16 protein-coding genes, 1 tRNA gene, 1 pseudogene and 2 CRISPR repeat arrays (1 of these 20 cut by a window edge) are annotated in these 20,604 nt (G+C 69.8%); of the genes and pseudogenes, 5 read left to right on the top strand and 13 right to left on the bottom strand.

The window, feature by feature from the left end; translation table 11 throughout:
- A CRISPR array of direct repeats spans positions 1-752; the repeat unit is 29 nt; unit sequence GGGACCAACCCCGCAGGCGCGGGGAACAC (it extends 986 nt beyond the left edge of the window).
- A gap of 283 nt (positions 753-1,035) precedes the next feature.
- Together A6A29_RS37225 and A6A29_RS37220 are read right to left on the bottom strand one after the other, a co-directional pair.
- Positions 1,036-1,242 (bottom strand): DUF397 domain-containing protein, encoded by a 207-nt coding sequence (locus tag A6A29_RS37225; protein ID WP_073727536.1) that lies wholly within the window; start codon positions 1,240-1,242, stop codon positions 1,036-1,038.
- Positions 1,239-2,159: a helix-turn-helix domain-containing protein gene (locus A6A29_RS37220; protein ID WP_241838789.1), complete on the bottom strand. Its 921-nt coding sequence runs from the start codon at positions 2,157-2,159 to the stop codon at positions 1,239-1,241. The genes A6A29_RS37225 and A6A29_RS37220 overlap by 4 nt, the downstream gene beginning before the upstream one ends.
- Before the next feature lie 171 nt (positions 2,160-2,330).
- Between A6A29_RS37220 and A6A29_RS37215 the strand changes: the two genes are divergently transcribed.
- Entirely contained in the window at positions 2,331-2,768 is a 438-nt protein-coding gene (locus tag A6A29_RS37215) for an ATP-binding protein (RefSeq protein WP_198953539.1), read from the top strand.
- Positions 2,769-3,392: 624 nt separating this feature from the next.
- Positions 3,393-4,031: a CRISPR direct-repeat array (repeat unit 29 nt; unit sequence GGGACCAACCCCGCAGGCGCGGGGACCAC).
- 309 nt (positions 4,032-4,340) lie between these two features.
- Here the strand turns inward: A6A29_RS37215 and A6A29_RS37210 are convergent.
- The 5 genes and pseudogenes from A6A29_RS37210 to A6A29_RS47260 form a co-directional block, all read right to left on the bottom strand.
- Complete coding sequence (locus A6A29_RS37210; RefSeq protein WP_073727531.1) at positions 4,341-4,559, bottom strand: DUF397 domain-containing protein; 219 nt, start codon at positions 4,557-4,559, stop codon at positions 4,341-4,343.
- A gap of 943 nt (positions 4,560-5,502) precedes the next feature.
- Positions 5,503-5,590 (bottom strand) — tRNA-Ser (locus A6A29_RS37205).
- Between the two features lie 45 nt (positions 5,591-5,635).
- A complete protein-coding gene (gene tadA, locus A6A29_RS37200; protein ID WP_073727529.1) occupies positions 5,636-6,064 on the bottom strand; it encodes a tRNA adenosine(34) deaminase TadA in 429 nt (142 codons plus the stop codon).
- Between the two features lie 93 nt (positions 6,065-6,157).
- Positions 6,158-6,736 (bottom strand): tRNA adenosine deaminase-associated protein, encoded by a 579-nt coding sequence (locus tag A6A29_RS37195; RefSeq protein WP_073727527.1) that lies wholly within the window; start codon positions 6,734-6,736, stop codon positions 6,158-6,160.
- Positions 6,737-6,955: 219 nt separating this feature from the next.
- Positions 6,956-7,150, bottom strand: a pseudogene (locus A6A29_RS47260) (hypothetical protein); the annotation flags it as partial.
- A 315-nt stretch (positions 7,151-7,465) separates the two neighbouring features.
- On the opposite strand from A6A29_RS47260, the gene upp reads away from it, so the two are divergent.
- Entirely contained in the window at positions 7,466-8,101 is a 636-nt protein-coding gene (gene upp / locus A6A29_RS37185; RefSeq protein ID WP_073727523.1) for a uracil phosphoribosyltransferase, read from the top strand.
- Positions 8,102-8,187: 86 nt separating this feature from the next.
- On the opposite strand, the gene A6A29_RS37180 is transcribed toward upp, so the two are convergent.
- Both A6A29_RS37180 and A6A29_RS37175 read right to left on the bottom strand, forming a co-directional pair.
- Complete coding sequence (locus tag A6A29_RS37180) at positions 8,188-8,784, bottom strand: LytR C-terminal domain-containing protein (RefSeq protein WP_073727521.1); 597 nt, start codon at positions 8,782-8,784, stop codon at positions 8,188-8,190.
- Positions 8,785-8,924: 140 nt separating this feature from the next.
- On the bottom strand, positions 8,925-9,221 hold the full coding sequence (locus A6A29_RS37175; RefSeq protein ID WP_073727519.1) for a type II toxin-antitoxin system VapB family antitoxin: 297 nt from the start codon (positions 9,219-9,221) through the stop codon (positions 8,925-8,927).
- A gap of 103 nt (positions 9,222-9,324) precedes the next feature.
- Between A6A29_RS37175 and A6A29_RS37170 the strand changes: the two genes are divergently transcribed.
- The gene (locus A6A29_RS37170) at positions 9,325-11,112 is read left to right on the top strand and encodes a helicase HerA-like domain-containing protein (protein ID WP_079183180.1); all 1,788 of its coding nucleotides are present in this window, start codon (positions 9,325-9,327) and stop codon (positions 11,110-11,112) included.
- A 230-nt stretch (positions 11,113-11,342) separates the two neighbouring features.
- Here A6A29_RS37170 and A6A29_RS37165 read toward each other — a convergent pair whose 3' ends face one another.
- The 3 genes from A6A29_RS37165 to A6A29_RS37155 form a co-directional block, all read right to left on the bottom strand.
- Positions 11,343-12,860 carry a M28 family metallopeptidase gene (locus tag A6A29_RS37165; RefSeq protein ID WP_198953537.1) on the bottom strand — a complete coding sequence of 506 codons (1,518 nt, stop codon included), beginning with the start codon at positions 12,858-12,860 and terminating at the stop codon, positions 11,343-11,345.
- Positions 12,861-13,047: 187 nt separating this feature from the next.
- Positions 13,048-13,749, bottom strand: a complete 702-nt coding sequence (locus A6A29_RS37160; protein WP_073727517.1) for an HhH-GPD-type base excision DNA repair protein — start codon at positions 13,747-13,749, stop codon at positions 13,048-13,050.
- On the bottom strand, positions 13,746-15,530 hold the full coding sequence (locus tag A6A29_RS37155) for an ABC-F family ATP-binding cassette domain-containing protein (protein ID WP_073727515.1): 1,785 nt from the start codon (positions 15,528-15,530) through the stop codon (positions 13,746-13,748). Before A6A29_RS37155 ends, A6A29_RS37160 begins: the two co-directional genes overlap by 4 nt.
- 212 nt (positions 15,531-15,742) lie before the next feature.
- Between A6A29_RS37155 and A6A29_RS37150 the strand changes: the two genes are divergently transcribed.
- Both A6A29_RS37150 and A6A29_RS37145 read left to right on the top strand, forming a co-directional pair.
- Positions 15,743-17,782, top strand: a complete 2,040-nt coding sequence (locus A6A29_RS37150) for an SMI1/KNR4 family protein (RefSeq protein ID WP_073727513.1) — start codon at positions 15,743-15,745, stop codon at positions 17,780-17,782.
- A gap of 219 nt (positions 17,783-18,001) precedes the next feature.
- Entirely contained in the window at positions 18,002-18,937 is a 936-nt protein-coding gene (locus tag A6A29_RS37145; protein WP_073727511.1) for an eCIS core domain-containing protein, read from the top strand.
- A gap of 165 nt (positions 18,938-19,102) precedes the next feature.
- On the opposite strand, the gene A6A29_RS37140 is transcribed toward A6A29_RS37145, so the two are convergent.
- A complete protein-coding gene (locus A6A29_RS37140) occupies positions 19,103-20,452 on the bottom strand; it encodes a COG1470 family protein (RefSeq protein WP_079183206.1) in 1,350 nt (449 codons plus the stop codon).
- Between the last annotated feature and the right edge of the window lie 152 nt (positions 20,453-20,604).

The following is a 20,604-nucleotide window of genomic DNA, read 5'->3' as shown; positions in this document are numbered from 1 at the left end:
CCGCAGGCGCGGGGACCACGCCACCGGGAAGTACGCCGGATTCGCCGACCTGGGACCAACCCCGCAGGCGCGGGGACCACGCCTGCGCGGCAGCGTTGGCCTTCGCCTGCCGGGGACCAACCCCGCAGGCGCGGGGAACACCACCGCATCATGGACGGCAAGATCCGCAATGCGGACCAACCCCGCAGGCGCGGGGAACACCCACAAGGTCGGCTGAAGATGGACGAGCGGGAGGGACCAACCCCGCAGGCGCGGGGAACACCAAGGACGACGGCCGCATGATGTACGACTCCGCGGGACCAACCCCGCAGGCGCGGGGAACACGACGGCGGCGGCGACCTTGTCCTCCCGGGTCAGGGACCAACCCCGCAGGCGCGGGGAACACCGACGGGTTCTGAATTCAAGGATTGGGCTTTCGGGACCAACCCCGCAGGCGCGGGGAACACCGTGATGTCGCTCATGCTGTCCTCGTCCTTCGGGGACCAACCCCGCAGGCGCGGGGAACACAAGGCCGTCTACACCGACCGGGAGCTGCGGGAGGGACCAACCCCGCAGGCGCGGGGAACACTTCTTCGGGGGGGGGCCTCACTCAGCGGCGGGCGGGGACCAACCCCGCAGGCGCGGGGAACACCTGACGGTCCAGCAGCACCCTGTAGACGGCCCGGGACCAACCCCGCAGGCGCGGGGAACACGGAGGGGCGCTGGGCTTCCGTGCTTGCAGTACGGACCAACCCCGCAGGCGCGGGGAACACAGTTGCTGACCTGTGCGTTTAGTTGGCCTGGGGGCTGTTTTTACTTACTTTGCGAAACTCGGGGATAGGGAACTTATCGCCGTCCTTCAGCTGTTCCTTGACGTATGTCGTCCCTGCGGTTCTCATGTGCCTCTGTGTCCCGCTCTTCGTTGAGGTAGACGTAGCTACCGTAGACATCGGGCGCGGGTATCCGTCACTAAGCACTCTTTTGACGTCAACGCACGTGCCGGATTGCGAACCGCGCAGGCGTACCGCAGGAGCGACCGCCGCGCGTCGCGGTGAGTCACAGGCGTCCGGTTGCTACTGCCCCTACCATCGCCGCGAGCGCTTCATTGCTGAAGACTAGGGCGGGGCCGGCCGGGTACTTGCTGTCGCGGATGGCGACAGTCGACGGGCTGACAGTGCCGCACTCGACACAGTCGGACTGAGCGTGTGAGGCGCTGGACTTCCACCAGGTCACGGCCAGAGTTGAAGAATCGGCGATAGTCATGGTTTTTGGTCCCTTGCGTGTGTGATCAGGTCAAGTGACTGTTCGACCGAGAGCGCGGCGGCGGTCAACGACTCGTGCGCGTCGGCATACGTGCTGACCTGCGTCGCATCTTCGACATAGAGGGCGCTGGTCAGCTGTTCGAGGTGCACCACACTCAGCTCTGCCAGCTCACCGAATCCGAGGATGGAAAAGCTGCCGGTCTGCCCGACGGTGAGCGGCGCGGTGATCGGCAGCACTTGAACATCGACGTTGGGCATTGATGCAAAGTGCACGAGGCGCGACAGTTGGTCATACATCACCGAAGCGTCGGGGAGCCGGGTGCGGAGAGCGGCCTCACCGATGATTGCGCGTAGACGCAGCGGCTCGCTGCGAGACAGTACCGACTGCCGGGCAAGCCTGACCTCGACCAACGCTTGTACGCGGTCGGTGATCGCCTTCGACATTGCGGTACTTGCGATTGCGGCATGCGCGTACTGCGGGGTCTGGAGCAGTCCTGGAATGGACGCGAGTTGCCATGTGCGGATCGTGCTGGCCTCAGCTTCGAGACTGATCAAGTCCTCGTACACCGGGGACAGGACCGACCGGTACGACTGCCACCATCCACGCTGCGAACCTTCGCGCGTGAGGCGAATCATGTCTCGGCGGACGTCTGCGTCGGAGACTCCGTAAAGGTCTAGCAGCGCCTCGACATCGCTGGCCGACGCCGCATTTCGCGCCGTCTCGATACGCGAGAGCTTTGCGGGCGAGATCCGACCGCCAGTGTTCTCCGCAGCCTCTTCCTGCGTGAGGCCGAGCTTCTCCCGAATCGAACGCAAGGTTCGGCCAAGCTGCCGCCGTCTGACTGTCGGTGCCGACACGTACCCTCCCGCCTCTTTCTGACCGCGTTCAGTCTGCCGCGCTTCCCGCCGTGCTGTCACCTTCGAACACCTCTTCCTTCCGGCCATTCTCTCGGTCGAGTGCAGATTTGCACATTCGAGTGAATGGCTTGCAGAGTGCCATGCTGAGCGTCACTCTAGGTGCAAGAGTTGCAGTCGTGCCGATACAGAGAGATGCGCGTCTGGTCGGCCCATACGCGAGGGGTCCGCACGATGGCCATGCATTCGCGAGCGTTACCACCGACCCACCCCTGTGGCCCGCCTGTCGTGCCGCCGCAGGCGATCTACTCCGCTGAGCCTGAGTCCGTGCGGGCCGCTCGGCGTTACGTGAGGGAGGCGGCTGCCTATCAGGAGCCGTCCGTTACCGAAGACGCGCTCGGCACCCTCGAACTTGTCGCGAGCGAGCTGGTGACCAATGCGGTGCGGTACGGAACGGAGCCGGGCGACTCGCTGATGGTGAAGGTGGCGGCTCAGCCAGGCAGTTGCCGTATCGAGGTGCACGACACCTGCCGCAGGAAGCCGCGCATCAGGCCGGCATCGGAGGAACGCGTTCGCGGCAGGGGGATGCATCTGGTCGAGGTGCTGGCATTGCGATGGGGTGTGGACGACCGCCCGTTCGGCAAGATCGTCTGGGCGGTGGTCGTGTGGTGAGCGAATCGCGGCAGCCAGTTGACCACAAGGTGTTCTGGCAGGCGTGCTGTCGGTGCGGCGTGTGCCTTCACCTGAGCCGCCTGCGAGAACTTGCACGTGCTGCCGCAGTCATGCTTGATCGGTGCGAAGCCACGCTTGTGGGTCCTGAGCGCGCGTCGTGCCGAGGCGTGAAGATCATGGATGCCTCGGATGCGCACGGTCTGTGCTTCCGAGCCGAATGCACATGTGACTGGCATCAGCGATTGCCTTGGCCAAGCTGATGAGGATGAGAGCTCCTGGGGTGAGGAAGGCTCTGGGAGCGCTCCGTCTTCATTCCACCGCTGCATGATGCGGTGGGCCGTGTGGTGCTGACAGTCCCATGCGCCGGGGGCCGTGCCTTGGGTGCGCGGCTGGTGATGGCAGTTCAGGGCCTACCCGCTGGCAAGCGGCATTACCTCGGTTCTTTACGGCGTAAAAGTCCGGCCGGACCAACGCCTCGGGCGCGCGGAGAGCCGCCAGGAGCGCCGTGGACAGACGGAGCGTGCGGGGAGCAGGCGATATCGCCTTTTTTGGTGTGGCGGGTATGAACTGACCCCGTATTTGCGGGGATCACACCTCCGTGTCCCGGTCGGACCGCACCACGGCGGGACCAACCCCGCAGGCGCGGGGATCACGTCCAGGTGGGGCGCAGTTCGTCGGCGGGGATGGGACCAACCCCGCAGGCGCAGGGACCACCACCCGTTCGCGGCGGTGAAAATCGCCTTCCCGGGACCAACCCCGCAGGCGCAGGGACCACATCACATCCCCAAAACGGAGATCTGGATGAGTGGGACCAACCCCGCAGGCGCGGGGACCACGCGCACGGAGCTCGGGAACGATCGGTGCACACGGGACCAACCCCGCAGGCGCGGGGACCACAGCCGCCCTGGACCGGTTTGATGAAGCGGCCCGGGACCAACCCCGCAGGCGCGGGGACCACTGCCCGCGCATCGGGTGAACGCTCGAACTTCCGGGACCAACCCCGCAGGCGCGGGGACCACGGCGCGCCCGGGGTTTCCGGGCCGACCAAGTCGGGACCAACCCCGCAGGCGCGGGGACCACGGATTTGAGCCCTCCGTAAGTCGTCTCCGCGCGGGACCAACCCCGCAGGCGCGGGGACCACTGTACGCGCCAAACGCCCGCCGGGCACACGCAGGGACCAACCCCGCAGGCGCGGGGACCACGCGCTGTCCTCCAGGTCGATACCCAGGGCGTAGGGACCAACCCCGCAGGCGCGGGGACCACAGTTGCTGACCTGTGTGTTTAGGCGGGCAGGGGCCTGTTTTTACTTACTTTGCGAAATTCGGGCATAGGGAGCTTCCGGTACATCAGTGGCCGCGTGCCGCGGGTTGCCCCTGCGGTTCTCATGTGTTGCTGTGACCAGCTGTCAGTTGAGGCTTTTGTACTCACTGGATCCAACGACTCATTTCTTCGCCTCAGGTGTCCCGTGGCCTACCCATCCTGGAGTGGTCGGGACGGCGCAGGTGCACCGCAAGAGAGGGCTGACAGGCGACGTTCTCGCGGGCGAACTAGCCCCTCTGGGTTCGAGTGGGATCACAGAGTTCCGGTCGCGACAGCCGTCACCATCGCTGACAGAGCCTCACTACCGCAGACCAGAGCTGGCCCGGTCGGGGTCTTGCTGTCGCGGACAGCCACATTCGCGCCATCGACGATTCCGCACTCCACGCAATCGGACTGCGCGCCGGATGCGGTGGACTTCCACCACTTCACGGGCAGGGCGGACGCATCACGAACGGAAGGGGTGGTCGTCATTTCTGGTCCCTTATCTCTTTGATCATGTCCCTGGACTCATCAACGGACAGCGCTGCCGCGCGAAGCTGCTGGGCTGCGTCCTGGTACACGGCCACGCCGGTGCATACGGAGGCTTCTCGACGAAGACTCCGCATGCACCGACCGTCGAACCAGCGGTCCTGAAGCGTGGGTGGGGCCGAATCTGCTCGGCGGGACTGCGGATCGCCCTCGCTATGGGGCTGGCCGTCACCTCTGGGTTGATGCCGGATGGGTGTGAAACGTCGGTGGTGTGGAGGTGCTACCGGCGAGCTGCTGGCGACGCAGCAGTCACGTCCAACAACCTGGCGCTCCAGGGGTGAGCAGCACGATCACCACGATCACCGTGATACTCCAAGCCCATGCCGAGGCGGAAGGCGTGAGTACGGGAGGGGTGAGCAGCCCGGCCGAGATCAGGGCGGGGAGGAGCGAGCCATTGCCGACTGGCCGGGCATCGGGATTATTCCGTTGCACTGAAATCTCCTTGATGTACGCCGATGTCCGCAGCTGATCCCTGCGCTTCCCGAAGGGCCTGCGGCCTTGGTGCAGGGGCGAACCGGGCGCAGAGCCGAGGTCGTCGGCTGGCCCCGCTCCGCGATGCGGAACCCCAGCAAGTAGCACAGCGTACCAGGAGAGTTGCTGAGTGTAGTTGCTCGAAATGGGCGGCCCTGCGCCTGGCGTCAGTAATTTGCCCAGCGCTCTCCCCAATTGGAATTTCTGGCCGGACTGCTGTTCCAGCGGCGTTGCTGTGAGCGCAGCGCGGCTGTGGGGAGCCCCGCACCGACGGGGAGTACGTTGCTCAACGCTCGCCCCAGGGGGCACCCCCGCTCGGGCGGGGAGAAGACGGTTGACCCTGCTGGCCGTCATCATCCAGGAGGTACACGAACGCCCTCCTGATCTACGTTTCCGCAGTTCAGGAGGGCGTCGATGGCGGTAGCGGAGGGATTTGAACCCTCGGTGAGTTTCCCCACACTCGCTTTCGAGGCGAGCTCCTTCGGCCGCTCGGACACGCTACCGAGAGAGAGCTTAGACCATCCTGGGCCGTGGTTCGAAATCCAATCTCAGAGCGCGCGGAAGAAGGCCGTCAGCTGGGCCGCGCACTCCTCTTCCAGGACGCCGGGGATGACCTCCGGGCGGTGGTTGAGGCGGCGGTCGCGTACGACGTCCCAGAGGGAGCCGGCCGCGCCCGCCTTCTCGTCGCGGGCTCCGTAGACGACCCGGGCCACGCGGGACTGGACCAGGGCGCCCGCGCACATGGTGCAGGGCTCCAGGGTGACCACCAGGGTGCAGTCGGTCAGGCGCCATTCGCCCAGCGTGGTGGCCGCTCGGCGCAGGGCCAGGATCTCCGCGTGCGCGGTCGGGTCGCTGGTGGCCTCGCGCTCGTTGTGGGCGAGCGCGAGCGGCGTTCCGTCCGGGCCGAGTACGACGGCGCCGACCGGCACATCGCCGGACGACGCCGCCTGCGCCGCCTCGGCCAGGGCGCGGCGCATCGGGGCCCGCCACGGATCCCGTACGGGGTCCCGTACGGAAGCGGCGGCGGGTGTGGTTGAAGGTTTCGGAGGTCGGGCGGTCACCCGCGGACCCTAACGGACGGTCTCCAGGACCTCGGCCGCTCCCAGCGCGTCCGCGATCTCCACCAGTGCGTCGTTCCGCAACGTCAGCAGCTCCTTCTCGGACATCCCGAGGTCGGTGAGGACCCCGAACTCTCCGATCGGCCCCGCCGGTACGGCGTCGGGGTCGTCGTCCGGGTCGATGGGGTCGATGGATTCGGCTGCGGGAGCGGACCGCCCGCTCCCGATGGTCACGCTCGGCTCGTCGTCCTCCGTACCGTCGAGGTCGACAAGCTCCTCCAGCGCGGCGATCTCGTCCTCGGCCCCCGGTTCGCGGCCGAGCAGTTCGTCGGTGAGCAGGATCTCCCCGTACGAGGAGCGGGCGGCGGCGGACGCGTTCGAGACGTAGATACGCGGGTCCTCCTCACCGTCCACCCGGATGACGCCGAACCAGGCGTCCTCCTGCTCGATGAAGACCAGGACCGTGTCCTCGTCCACCGAGGCTTCCCGGGCCAGATCCATCAGATCGGACAGGGTCTCCACATCGTCCAGCTCCGTGTCGCTCGCTTCCCACCCGTCTTCGGTGCGCGCGAGCAGTGCGGCGAAGTACACCGTGACTCTCCCACTGGTCATAGGCGAAACGGTCGGGCGGGAGGGCAGACGGTGAATCCGGCTGCACTGTGCCCCGCCAATCGGCATCGTGGCAGAAACAAGCGCCGCGCGAGACCTCTTCCGGCGTTGCGTCGGCCATCAGTTCCCGTAGTGCCTGCTCGGCGGTGGTTCTGACGTGGGTGTTCCGGCGCGGCGACCGCCACCCGTTCGCCGTGACCGTCACCAGCGGAAGGTGCGCATCCGCATCTGTTGGCGCATACGGGCCGCGCGCGCCCTGCGCGGCTGGACCCGGTCGCGCAGCTGCTTGGCCTCGTGGAGTTCGCGGAGGAAGTGGGCGCGTCGTCTGCGCCGGTCCGCGTCACTCTCCTGCGCGTCGCGCACATCCTGCGCCGCGTCCTGCGCCTCGCGCGCGTCGCGCGCCCGGGGTGCGTCGGATGCCCCGGATGCCTCGGATACGTCGCGCGCCCGGGGTGCCGCGGATGCCTCCGGTACGTCGCGTACCCGGCCCGGCCGGGATGTCCCTTGTACCTCGCGGGTCCCGGACGTCCCCCGTGCCTCGCGTGCCCCGGACGTCTCCGGAGTCTCGCCCCAGGGCCGCTCCTGATTCCGCTGCTCCCCGTCCTGCATCGACACACCACCCCAACGCCGGGTCCGTATGCCCCCACCTTCCCTCCGAACAGGTGGTTGATGCCAGCGCAGAGTGCCGGGAGGCGCGGTTACTGTTGACGCATGCGGATCCACGTCGTCGACCACCCGTTGGTGGCGCACAAACTCACCACGCTGCGCGACAAGCGCACCGACTCCCCGACCTTCCGGCGGCTCGCCGACGAGCTGGTCACCCTCCTCGCCTACGAGGCCACCAGGGATGTGCGCACCGAGCAGGTCGACATCGAGACCCCGGTGACGCGGACGACGGGTGTGAAGCTGTCGTACCCGCGGCCCCTGGTCGTGCCGATCCTGCGCGCCGGTCTCGGCATGCTGGACGGCATGGTGCGGCTGCTGCCGACCGCCGAGGTGGGCTTCCTGGGCATGATCCGCAACGAGGAGACGCTCCAGGCGGAGACGTACGCGACCCGGATGCCGGAGGACCTCTCGGGCCGACAGGTCTATGTCCTGGACCCGATGCTGGCGACCGGCGGGACCCTCGTCGCGGCGATCAGGGAGCTGATCAAGCGCGGTGCGGACGATGTCACCGCGGTCGTGCTCCTCGCGGCGCCCGAGGGCGTCGAGGTGATGGAGCGCGAGCTGGCGGGCACTCCGGTCACCGTGGTCACGGCCTCGGTCGACGAGCGGCTCAACGACCACGGCTACATCGTGCCGGGGCTGGGAGACGCGGGCGACCGCATGTACGGCACGGCGGGCTAGCTCTTCGGGCGTGGCGGGGACGGGGCGAGGCGGGTGCGCGTACTGCCCCGCCGTCGCCGGGTCCCTCAGGAGTCGCGTGCGCGGCTTCAGCAGGAGGACGGGGCCGGAGCCGGCTTCGACAGGGCCGTGAGCGCCGCCGCGGCCGCCTTCGGGGTACTGAACGTCGTGAACTTCGTCCCCAGAATCAGATCGACGTCCCCGGTCTTGCGGGCGTCGGTCTTCAGCGCCGTGCCCGGCAGCTGCGTCCCGAGCACCGGGAAGGTGCCGTTCGTCGCCGCCGGTGCGCCCAGCAGCATCCCGGTGCCGGGGACCTTCTTGTCGTACGCCGCCGGGGCGTTGCCCACCTTGCCGATGGTGAAGCCGCGCTTCTTCAGCTCGTCCGCGGCAGCCTTGGCGAGCCCGCTGCGGGGTGTCGCGTTGTAGACGTTGACCTTGATGCCGGCCGGTTTCGGCAGGACCTTCGCGGGCGCCGACGGCTTCGGGGCCGGGCAGTCGCGCTTGTGGTCGGCGGCGCTCGCCTTCTTGTCGCCGCCGGTGAAGACATCGATGAGCTGCAGCGTGCCCCAGCCGGCCAGGCCGAGGGCGACCACGGCGGAGATGCCCGCGAGGACGAGCCTGCGGCGGTGACGGGGGCGGCGCATCCGTGGGTACGTGTCGCCCGTGATGCGGTACTTTCCGCCCATGCCGGGGGGAGTGAGCATGCTCATGGGCGCAGCGTAGTGCGACCTGGTGATGATGCGTACTAAATGATCAATGGATGGCACCCGCATGCGCACTAAAGCACCCGAAAGGCCGGAATCAGGCCGGGGGTGAGCGGGGTGGGTCAGCCCATTTCCAGGACGCGGGCGTGCAGCACCTGGCGCTGCTGGAGTGCCGCGCGGACCGCGCGGTGCAGCCCGTCCTCCAGATAGAGGTCGCCCTGCCACTTCACGACGTGCGCGAACAGGTCACCGTAGAACGTGGAGTCCTCGGCGAGGAGGGTTTCCAGGTCCAGTTGGCCCTTGGTGGTCACGAGCTGGTCCAGACGCACCGGACGCGGCGCGACATCCGCCCACTGTCGGGTGCTTTCCCGGCCGTGGTCGGGGTAAGGCTTCCCATTTCCGATGCGCTTGAAGATCACACGGAAAGCCTACCGGCCAAGGGGCTCCGGGCGCAGCCAGGGAACGCTACTGCGATGCTGGACGAAATGTCATATGGCATGGGATGTCCGGACAGGGGTTGCCATGAGTGGGAGCGCGAACACGGCCGAGGGAGCGGGCTCCGACGCGGGCACGGGTACGGGGTCCGAAGCGCGCACGGCCGCCGGCGCGGGTACGGGCACGGGTGCGGGCTCCGAAGCGCGCACGGCCGCCGACGCGGGTGCGGACCCCGGTTCCGGTGTGGATGCCCTGCCGCAGCCGGCGCGGGACATCGCCGCCGGGTACGCCGTTTCCGGCACTGCCCTCGATCTCGGCGCCCTCCTGTGGGACGGCGCCTGTCTGCCCGCGACACAGATCCGTATCCCGCTGGGCATGCTCAACCGGCACGGACTGGTCGCGGGTGCCACCGGCACCGGGAAGACCAAGACCCTCCAGCTGATCGCCGAACAGCTCTCCGCCAACGGGGTGCCGGTCTTCCTCGCCGACATCAAGGGCGATGTCTCCGGCATCTCGGCCCCCGGCCTGCCCGGCGACAAGGTGGACGAGCGGGCCGGGCAGGTGGGCCAGACCTGGCGGGGCACCGGCTTCCCGAGCGAGTTCTACGCGCTCGGCGGCATCGGGGCCGGCATTCCGCTGCGGGCGACCGTCACCAGTTTCGGGCCGGTCCTGCTCTCCAAGGTGCTCGGTCTCAACCAGACCCAGGAGCAGTCGCTCGGGCTGATCTTCCACTACGCGGACACCAAGGGCCTGGAGCTGGTCGACCTCAAGGATCTGCGGTCCGTCGCCGCATTCCTCGTATCGGACACCGGGAAGGCCGAACTGAAGGGGATCGGCGGGCTCTCCACGGCCACCGCCGGGGTGATCCTGCGCTCGCTCACCGCCTTCGAGCAGCAGGGTGCGGGCGACTTCTTCGGGGAGCCGGAGTTCGACACGGCCGACTTCCTGCGGCAGGCACCGGACGGGCGCGGCCTGGTCTCCGTACTGGAACTGGCCGCCGTGCAGGACAAGCCGCAGCTCTTCTCGACCTTCCTGATGTGGCTGCTCGCCGATCTCTTCCACGATCTGCCCGAGGTCGGCGATCTCGACCGGCCCAAGCTCGTCTTCTTCTTCGACGAGGCGCATCTGCTCTTCGACGACGCGTCGAAGGCATTCCTGGAGTCGATCACCCGGACCGTTCGGCTGATCCGCTCCAAGGGGATCGGGATCTTCTTCGTCACGCAGTCCCCGCAGGATGTTCCGGCGCCGGTGCTGGGGCAACTCGGCAGCCGGGTGCAGCATGCGCTGCGCGCGTTCACCCCCGATGACGCGAAGGCGCTGCGGGCGACGGTGAAGACCTTTCCGAACTCCCCGTACGACCTGGAGGAGCTGCTCACACAGCTGGGCACCGGCGAGGCCGTGATCACCGTGCTCAGCGAGAAGGGGGCGCCGACGCCGGTGGCCGCCACCCGGCTGCGGGCGCCGCAGTCGCTGATGGGGCCGGTGGCGGCGGACGTGCTGGACGCCGCCGTGAAGGGATCGCCGCTGTACGGGCGTTACGCCGAGGCCGTGGACCGTGAGTCGGCCTACGAGAAGCTCGCGGCCCGGGAGGCGGGTGGGGCGAAGGAGGACCGGGCGACTCAGGGGGCTCAGAAGGACCAGAAGGACCAGAAGGACCAGAAGGCTCAGGAGGCTCAGGAGGCGGCTGACCGGGCGGCGGTGGAGGAGGCCGTGAAGCCGCCGCGTACGCCTGCCGAGCGCGGCAAGGAGGATGCCTCGCTGGTCGAGCAGGTGGTGGGCAGCGGGATGTTCAAGTCCCTGGCGCGGTCGGTGGGGACCCAGCTGGGGCGGGAGATCTCCCGGTCGCTGTTCGGTACGGCACGCCGCAGGCGCTAGAGGTCCGGAGCGGTATGGGGCGGCCCAGGGCGGTATGGAGCGGTATGGAGCGGTACGGAGCCGACCGCCGCCGACGCCGAGGGCGATGGTGGTGGCGAGGACAGGCGGCCGGCGCTGATGCGCGCCGGCCGCCCGGGGGTGTGCCCGCCTGGGGTGTGCCCGCTCAGGGTGTGCGGGCCCGGGGTGTGCGGGCCGTTCCGGTGTCCGTGCCGCTTACTCGGTGACTCCGTCTACTCGGTGACTCCGTGTGCGTGGCCGTCGCGCAGGCCGCCGCCGCTGCCCGGCCCGCCCGTGGTGGGCGTGGAGGTGACCGGGCGGGTCAGGGAGCTGATGTCGTGGGCGTACGTGCCGACGGCGTTGGCGATCACGTCGATGTTCGTGTCGAACAGCGCCATGTCGATGTTGTCCAGGTCGTCGCAGGCCGCGTGGTAGCACGGGTCGAACGCGACGCCGGCCTCACCGCCGAACTTCTCCGCCTGGGCCGGTGTCTTGATCTCCTCGGCGCCCGTGTCGGTACCGCCGGAGGGGATGCCGACCTCGATGAACGGCCCGTAGTCGGAGCGCCCGGTGAAGTCCGTGCCCTCGTGCGGCGTGTCCTTGCGGTCGAGGAAGCCGTTGATGTCGCGCTCCAGTTGGGCGGAGCCCTCCGGACCGGGGCCCTCGCCCACCTTGTCGGAGTCATCGCCGTCGAAGACGAACTGCGCGCCGTTCGGTGAGGCGATCATGTCGAAGTTGAGATACAGCGCGACCTGCTTGCGCTGCGCCTCGGTGAGCCCCGCGACGTACGCCTCCGAGCCCAGGAGGCCGTTCTCCTCGGCCGACCACCAGGCGAACCGGACCTTGTTGGCGACCTTGTTCTTGGACTTCGCCAGTTCCAGGGCGACTTCGAGCAGACCGGCCGAGCCGGAGCCGTTGTCGTTGATGCCGGGACCCTCGGTGACCGAGTCCAGGTGGGCGCCGAGCATGACGGTCTTCGCCGCCTTGCCGCCGCGGGTCTCCGCGATGACGTTGCGGGTGGAGCGCTTCTCCTGGAGCTCCCGGATCTCGAAGGCGACCTTCACCTCGCCCTTCGCCAGATCGGCGACGAGCTTCTCGCCCTCGGCCTGGGTGAGGCCACCGGTGGGTATCTTGCCGGACGGGGCGTCTCCGAGGGTGCCGGAGAGGACGCCTTCGGTGTTGTTGTAGATGACCGCACCGGCCGCGCCCGCCGTAGCGGCCGCCGCCTGCTTCTCGGCGAAGGAACAGCCGCCGCGCTTGATCAGCGCGATCTTCCCGGTGAACGTCTCCGAGGCGTAGTCGGCCGCCTCGCATCCCGTGGTGTCGTCGACGGGGACCCCGGCGAGCGGCGCCGTGAGGCCGCCCACCTTGGTGGACGGGGTGTACGTCATCGCCTTGATGGAGACGTCGCGGGGCGTGGGCGAGACCACGGAGAGCTTCTCGGCGAGCGTCTCGGTGTAGATGAAGTCGAAGTTCTCGTACGAGACCTTGTAGCCGGCCTTCTGGAGCTGGCGGTACACATACGCGGCGGAGGCGTCGTGGCCCAGCGAACCGGCGGCGCGGTGGCCCTCCGCCGAGTCGGCTATCGCCTGGAACTGCTGGAGGTGCCGGTACGCGTCCTGCGCGGACGAGCGCTGCACCAGCTTCCGCGACAGCTTGGCGGCCTCCTTCGCGGCGTCGTGCGAGGACGGGTGGCCTTGGTGCGGGGACGCGGCCATGAGGAGCGGCGTGGCCAGGGCGGTGGCGGCCACAACAGCTATGGCTCTGCGACGTGTTGCGTGCACAGGGGTCCTTCCGGCGTGAACGGATGTGCTGGGAAAGCTAGCGAGTGAGGTGAGTTCTGTGAACCGCTGTGGCCGTTTGTGATCAGTTGTTATTCATCGAATGACCGCTCAGGGGTGCCCTGGAAGAGCCTGTCGATGACTGGCCGGTCCGTGATCACTTCTTCGCCCCCTTCTTCACGCCCTGCTGCGCCTTCGCCTTCGCCTTTGCGGTCGCGGTCGCCGTCGCCGTGGTCGCGGTCTTTGTCGTCCTGGCAGCCTTGGCTGTGTTGGCCGCCGCTTTCGCCTCCTGCTTGTGCGCACGCACCTGGGCGAGGGAGTCCGGGCCGGTGATGTCGGCGACCGAGTGGTGCGAGCCCGCTTCGCCGTACGGACCGGCCGCCGCCCGCCAGCCCGTGGGCCGGACACCGAACTGCTTGCCGAGCAGTGCCAGGAAGATCTGCGCCTTCTGGGTGCCGAAGCCGGGCAGTGCGTTCAGCCGTTCCAGCAGCTCGTCGCCGGTCTTCGCGTCGGTCCACACCGCGCTCGCCTCACCGCCGTACTCCGCCACGAGGAACTGGCAGAGTTGCTGCACCCGCTTGGCCATGGAGCCGGGATAGCGGTGCAGGGCCGGTTTGGCGGTGAAGAGTTCGGTGAACGCCTCCGGGTCGTAGGCGGCGATCTCCCCGGCGTCCAGGTCGTCCCCGCCCATTCGTTCCGCCAATGTGAACGGGCCCGTGAACGCCCATTCCATCGGTACCTGCTGGTCCAGCAGCATCCCGACGAGGGCGGCCAGCGGGCTGCGCCCGAGGAGCTCGTCCGCCTCGGGCTGCTGGGCGATCCGCACCGTGATGTCCTTGCCGCTGTCGCTTCGCGTCATCCTCCGATGATCCCGAGAGGGCCGGAGGACGGCGACTCCAGCTGCTGCTGATGGGCGAGGCGGAGGCGGCTCACCCGGGCGAACGCCGCCCGCATCCGACGGTCGTGGGTGACGACCACCAGGGTTCCGGTGTACTGGGCCAGCGCCGCTTCGATCTCCTCGGCCAGGGCCGGGGCCAGGTGGTTCGTCGGCTCGTCCAGGAGGAGCAGATCCACCGGGTTCGCGATCAGTGCGGCCAGTTCGAGCCGACGCCGGCCGCCGATGGAGAGCGCGCCGACGGGCATGGCCAGGTCGCGCGCACGGAAGAGGCCGAAGGCGAGCAGTTCGTCGGCCGCCTCCTCGGGGTCGGCGCACCCCCTGGTCGCGGCGAAGGTTTCGAGGACCGTACAGGCCGCTTCGGCGCCCTCCGGGCGTGCGGTGTTCTGGCGCAGGAGGCCGACCCGGTCCGGGCGGCGGACCGTGCCGCGCTCGGGGACCAGCTCGCCCGCGAGGACCTGGAGGAGGGTGGACTTGCCCGCTCCGTTGGGGCCGGTGACCAGGAGGCGGTCTCCGGGGGCGAGGTGCAGGGCGTCGAGGGTGAGACGGCCGGGGACATGGATGCCGGTGAGCTGGATGCCGGTGGGCTGGACGCCGCTGGGTTGAACGCCGGTGAGCTGGGCGGCGGTGACCTGGGCGGCGGCCTCGGGGTCCGGGGCTGTTCCGGTCGGTGCGTCGGTGGGGCCCTGGATGCGGCCGGTGAAGCGCAGGGGCTGCGGTGGTGGCGGCACCGGGTTCTCGGCGAGCCGGTGCAGGTGCTCGCGGGCGTTGCGGATACGGCTCATCGCGCCGTGCGACCGCGACCGCGCCCGGAACGCCCCCGCGCCGCTGAACGAGGCGGGTGCCTTGCGCGGGATGGCGGAGAGCAGCCCGATGTTCGAGTCGGCGAGCGCGGAGTACCGGGCGTTCTCGGCCCGCCACTGTTCGTACCGCCGGTGCAGGCGCGCCCTGGCGGCGGTCTTCGCGGCGAGGAACCCCGCGTAGCCGTTGCCGTACCGCTGGACCGTGTGCCGGGCGCCGTCGACTTCCAGGATGCTCGTGGTGACCCGGTCCAGGAAGGCGCGGTCGTGGGTCACGGCCACGACCGTTCCCGGGTGGGCCAGCAGGTGTTCCTCCAGCCACGCGACCGCCTCGTCGTCCAGGTCGTTGGTCGGCTCGTCGAGGAGCAGCAGTTCGGGGGAGCCGGCCAGCGTCGCGGCGAGCGCCAGCCTGGAACGCTGCCCTCCGGACAGGGTGCCGAGCGGACGGTCGCGGTCCGGGGCGGTGCGCCCGCCGAGCCGGGCCAGGACGATCTCCACCCGGCGTTCCGCGTCCCGGCCGCCCCGTACCTCGTACGCGGTGACCAGCTCGCCGTACGCCGTCAGCTCCTCGGGCGTCGCACGGCCCAGGGACGCCTCCGCGCGGGCGATGCGCCGCTCCAGGGCGCGCAGGTCGGCCAGGGCGAGGTCGATGGCGTCGCCGACGCATGCGGTGTCCGGCAGGTCGATGGTCTGCGGAAGATGGCCGATGCCGCCGGGGGCCGTGACGTCGACGGTGCCGTTGTCGGGCTGCTCGACGCCCGCGAGGAGCCGGAGCAGGGTCGACTTCCCGGAGCCGTTGTCGCCGATGACCCCGACCCGTTCGCCGGGGCGGAGGGTGCAGGTGACGCGGTCGAGGACCTGGCGGTCGTCGTAGCGCTTGGTGACGTCGGTCAGGACGATCCGGGAGGTCGTGCGGGGCGCGGTGGTGGCTGGGGTCGGCTGCAAGGGCGATTCCTTCCGTCGGCGACAGGGTCGGTGAAGCGTGGGCGAGGTCGGTACGACGGGTCGAGTGCGGCTAGACGAGTCGTATCGTCTCGTTTGGTTCGAGTGGCAGATTAGCGCGATCGCCCGGGCCTCGCAAGACGTATCGTCTCGCCTTCGTCGTCTCGCCTTCGTGTCGCTGTGGGTTGTCAGTGGTGGATGTCAGGATCGGATACGTGGGAATCGACAACTGGCAGTTGTTTCTGGACCGTTGGAGTGGGCAGTGGGTCGCGGCACAGGCCGCGCTCGATCCCGAGGAGGTCGACGAGGAGGCGCTGGCCGCCGGCGGGCTCGGCTTCCCGCCCGCGGACGACCAGGGCATAGCCGTACTGGAGGAGCGGCTGGGCACGGTGCTGCCCCCGTCGTACCGGGCCTTCCTCCGGGCGTCCAACGGGTGGCGGCACGCGGGCATGATGGTCTACCTGCTCGGCGTCGCGGAGGACATCCACTGGCACGGCGACCCGCTCGGCCTTACGCCCCTGTACGAGGAGAACCTGGACGAGAACGCGGACCCGGCGGAGATCCGGCGGGCCGCGATGTGGAAGCGATCGCTCCAGCTCTCGCTCGACTCGGACATGACCGATGTGCTGCTCGACCCGGGGGACGTGGGCGAGGACGGCGAGTGGCCGGTGTACGTCTACAAGGGCTGGTCCGGCGAATTCCCCGACCGCTACGAGTCGTTCGCGGACTACATGCAGTCGATGTACCGCGAATTCCACCGCGAGTACAGCGACAACGCCGACTTCGAGAACGAGGAGACCCGAGAACTGGACGCCTCCGTCGAGCGGGCCCGCCTCGCGTGTCTGGCCGGCGGTGACGTGGACGAGTTGCTGGCCGTCCTCGCGCGGGCCGATTCGTTCGGGCGGGCGCGGGCGCGGCGGCTGCGCGACCAGATCACCGCGATGACCGGCCCGCCCGGATACCTGGCGGCGACCGTGGACCTGGACGATCCGCTGTACGTACGCGAGATCCTGCCGGTCGTCGCCGCGGGGGAGATCAGGGGCGGCCGTCACCGGGACGACGAGTGGTTCCTGCGACGGTACGAGGAGGAGGATCGCCCACGGGTGGGGGCGGTGTTGCGGGAGGTGTCGGAGCGGACCTTCCGCTACGAGGCGCCGGGTGCGTTCGGCCGGGCCGTGGTGGAGGCCAGGGAGCAGGCCCGCTGGGGCGACACGGAAGCGGCGTGGCGCACGATCGCGGACGCCGTCGCACAGTGGGAGCCGTACAGCTCGGAGCAGATAGCGCCGGTCGGGCTGATGGCCGATCCGATCCTGGCGCCGGTCATCACACCGGAGCGGGGCCGCCGCATCCTGAACACGGCCAGGGGCGGTGCGCCGGGGGCGGGCCGGGCTGCGGCTTCCGGTTCGGGGTCGGGTGTGGCTCCGGTTCGGGATTCCGGTCCGGTTCCGGTGGAGGAGCCGGCGGCAGGGCTCGGGTGGTTGGCCGGGGGTGAGCGGGGGGAGCACTCCTACCGCCTTGTACTCGTTCAAGGCGTGACCCCGGAGGTTCTAGCGGAACGGCTCGGCGGGAGCGGCCCGTTGCTGGCCCCGTGCGGCGAGCAGGACCTGTGGGGCCTCGCGCACGGTCTCCCGGGGCAGCAGGGCGCGTGGGGCCCGTTGTTCCGGGTGGGCTCGTGCGGTAGAGGTGCCGGTAGCGGCGCTGATGGCGGCAGCGGTGGTGACGGGGGTGGCGGGGACGGCGGTAGCGGTCGGGGTGGCTGGAGTTTCGCCTTCGAGCTTCGGCCCGAGACCTTCCAGCCGAACAGGCTGAACGGCCTCGACGCCGAGGTGTCGCGGGGCACGCGGGCGATATCGCTCTGGAGCGAGCGGCGTCACGCCCCCGGCGAGGCGTTCCAGGACGCGTTCCGCTTCTCGTACGCGGAGGACGGCCGCCGGCGCTTCGGGAGTACGGCACGCGGAGGCGGGGCCGAGTCCACCGGGACACCGCCCGAAGGGCTGGACCCGGCCCTGTTCGGCACCGCCCTCTTCGGGTCCGGTCCCCACGGCCTCGCCGACGGTGCCGGTGCCCACCTCGACCAGGAAGCGGAGATACGGGCGCTCGACGCGATAGCCGAGGCGTTCGGGGTGACGCTGCCGCGGTTCGCCCTGCGCCACGGCCGGCTGCACGCGGTGCGGGGTGCCTCGTGGACCCGGCGGCCGGGGCCGGGAGAGAGCCACGTTTCGGTGAGCGTGGTTCCGGCGCGCGGCACGCTCTGAGCGGTGGCGCGGTGCTGCCGCTTCGGGCCGCTGTGCGGGCGGGGCGCGGGGGACGCCCGTACCGTCCGGGTGCCCGAAAAGGCAGCACCGGGTGCACCGGACGGGCCGGACGTGGGCTGGACGGGGCAGGGAGCCTCCCGTAAAGGTGGAGAGCCGGGACCGGTGCGGGCCGCCGCGAGGCGTCGCGGCGGACGTCTGCGACCGGTGCGGTCAGGGGAGATGACGATGAACGCACACGACCACGAGCATCAGCACGAGCAGGACCCGGAGCGGGCCCACGACCACGACCTCCCGCGCGAGAGCGAGTACGGGCAGGACGAGTACGGGCGGCACGAGCACGCGGACGCGGTCGCGGTCGCGGCGCCGAGGACGGCGGACGTCCACGACGGCGGGGCGGACACGCACCACCTCTTCCGGGCTGCGGCTGCCGGGCGTACGGATGTGGTCGGGACGAGCGGAATGGGCATGCTCCAGCGGATCGTGGGCAACGGCGCGCTCGGCCCGATGATCCAGCGCGCCAAGGCCGGCCCGTCCGGACCGGCGGAGGAAGAACCCCAAGCGGCGCAGCGCTCACCGGTCCACGACGTCGTGTCGTCCGGCGGCGGTTCGCCCCTGGACACCGATACCCGTACGGATCTGGAGAGCCGTATGGGCGCGGACTTCTCCGACGTACGCGTCCACAACGACTCCGCCGCGCACGAGTCGGCGAAGGGCGTCGGAGCGCACGCGTACACCGTGGGCAACAACGTGGTCTTCCAGCGGGACGCGTACGACCCGTCGTCACCGCAGGGCCGTACGACGCTGGCCCATGAGCTGACGCATGTGATCCAGCAGCGCAGCGGGCCGGTCGAGGGCACGGAGGCGCCGGGTGGCATCCGGGTCAGTGATCCCTCGGACCGCTTCGAACGGGAGGCTGTGGCGAACGCGGACCGGGTGCTGTCGGACCCGGCACCCGTGTCGGCCGAGCCCGCTCCGGCCGCCGCCGCTACCACTGTTCCCGCCGCACCGGTCGCTTCCGCCGCTTCCGCCGCGCCCGCCGTGCAGCGTGCGGCCACGGAGGACGAGGACGAACAACCGGCCGACGTGCAGGGCTCGTTCGTCCAGCGGGCCGAGGAGAAGGGCCCGGAGGAGGAAGAGGAAGCCCCACCGGCCTGAGCCACCCGCCCGGCCGCCCCGCAGCCGACCGGACCGACGGCGCGAAGCCGCCTGATTCGACCGGCTGCCGTGATTCGACCGGCCGCCCTGACCTGACCGGCTCGACGACCGGACCCGGCCCGACAACCGACCCGGCCCGGTCCGACAACCGACCCGGTCGGGTGGTCAGCCTGCGGAGTCCGGGCGCATCGTGCCGCCGAGGAACAGCGACTCGGCGCACCGCGAGGGCGCCGGTGCGCCCACCGGCTTCCCTACCTTCCGGCAGTCGATGGTCATGGTGACCTTGCCGCCCGCGGGCACCAGGATCGGCGTTACGAAGTGGTAGTCGGAGTCCCGGAAGTTCTCCAGCCCGAGGCTCAGCACGCGGTTGTCCTTTCCGGCGGAGACGGTCACCGTTCCCGCGTCCCCCTGCGGGTTCTGCACCACGATGTCGGTCAGCTGGAACGTGTGCCCGTCCGGCACCTGGAGCGCGGTCGAGGTGTTCGAGCCGCCGCCCACCGCGTCCCTGACCCGCACCTGGGCGCTGGTGGGGGCGGCCGATGTCGCGGGGTCCCCCACAGCGCCGCCCGTGCTCGGGGTGGGGCTGGGTTCCGACGCGCCGCCGCCCGAGCCCGCACCTGCGGAGCCACTGCCTCCGGAACCGCCTCCGGAACCGGCTCCGGCCGTGTCGCCCTGGTTCGGCGCCTTGCTCTTGTCGGCCGCCGCCGCGGCGGAACGTACCGCCTCGGGCGTGACCGCCTCCCGTGCCGCCGACTTCACGGCCGGGCGCAGCAGGGCGTACCAGAGGCCGACCAGCGCGATCAGCAGCACCGCCGCCGTGATCAGGGCGCGGGGAAGCCAGCGCGGAAGGATCGGTTCCTGCTGGTAGGAGCCATCCACGAGGACGGGTTCCACCGGTTCCTGGCCCTCCGCCACCTGCGGGGCGGCGAACACCTGGAAGGGGTGCGTGACCGGCATACCGCGCCACATCCGCTTGGCCGGACGGACGCGCAGCTTTCCGAACTCCGCGTGCCCGGGGGCGACCTGGAGCTCGGACACGGCGAAGGCGACGCGTGCCAGTTCGGAACCGGGCTGGGCGCCGAGCCGCACGGTGACCGGTGTGTTGCCGCGGTTGTCGACGGCGAACTGGTGCCGTCCGCCGCGCGAGCCGTGGGAGCTGCGCGGTACCAGTTCGGCGGTCGTCTCGATGAACGGCAGCACCGTCACCCGGCCTTCGGGCACCACGGTGCCGTCCGGCTCGCTGGTGGGCACCACCCGTATCCCGAACGGGGTCTCGCCCGCGAGTACGGTCGAGTCGCGGGGCGGCCGCAGCATGAGCGATACGGTCCGGGAGTCACCCGGGTACAGGGACAGCACCGCCGGCTCCACCGCCGACCAGGCGGCACAGGCGCCCACCACCTCGAAGCGGTACTCCTCGACGGTCTGGCCGGAGTTGAGGACCCGCAGGGGGAGGGCCGTCTCCTCGCCCGGTGCGGCGGTGACGGACGACTCGTCGAGACTTGCCGTAAGACTCATACGGCGGACCGTAGGGTCGCCGACGTTGTCGGGCATCGGCCGTGAAGGAACACTTTCGGGCAGATGTAGTGCCCGTAACCACCTTTTAGTTTCCTCGTCAGTAAACATGGGAATCTTTTGACCGCCTCATAACTAATGAGGCAGACGTGTGC

It is taken from the genome of Streptomyces sp. TSRI0281 (genome assembly GCF_001905125.1).
Taxonomy (GTDB): domain Bacteria; phylum Actinomycetota; class Actinomycetes; order Streptomycetales; family Streptomycetaceae; genus Streptomyces.
The sequence above is the reverse complement of the archived record's forward strand: the minus strand, read 5'-3'. Positions and strand labels throughout refer to the sequence as shown.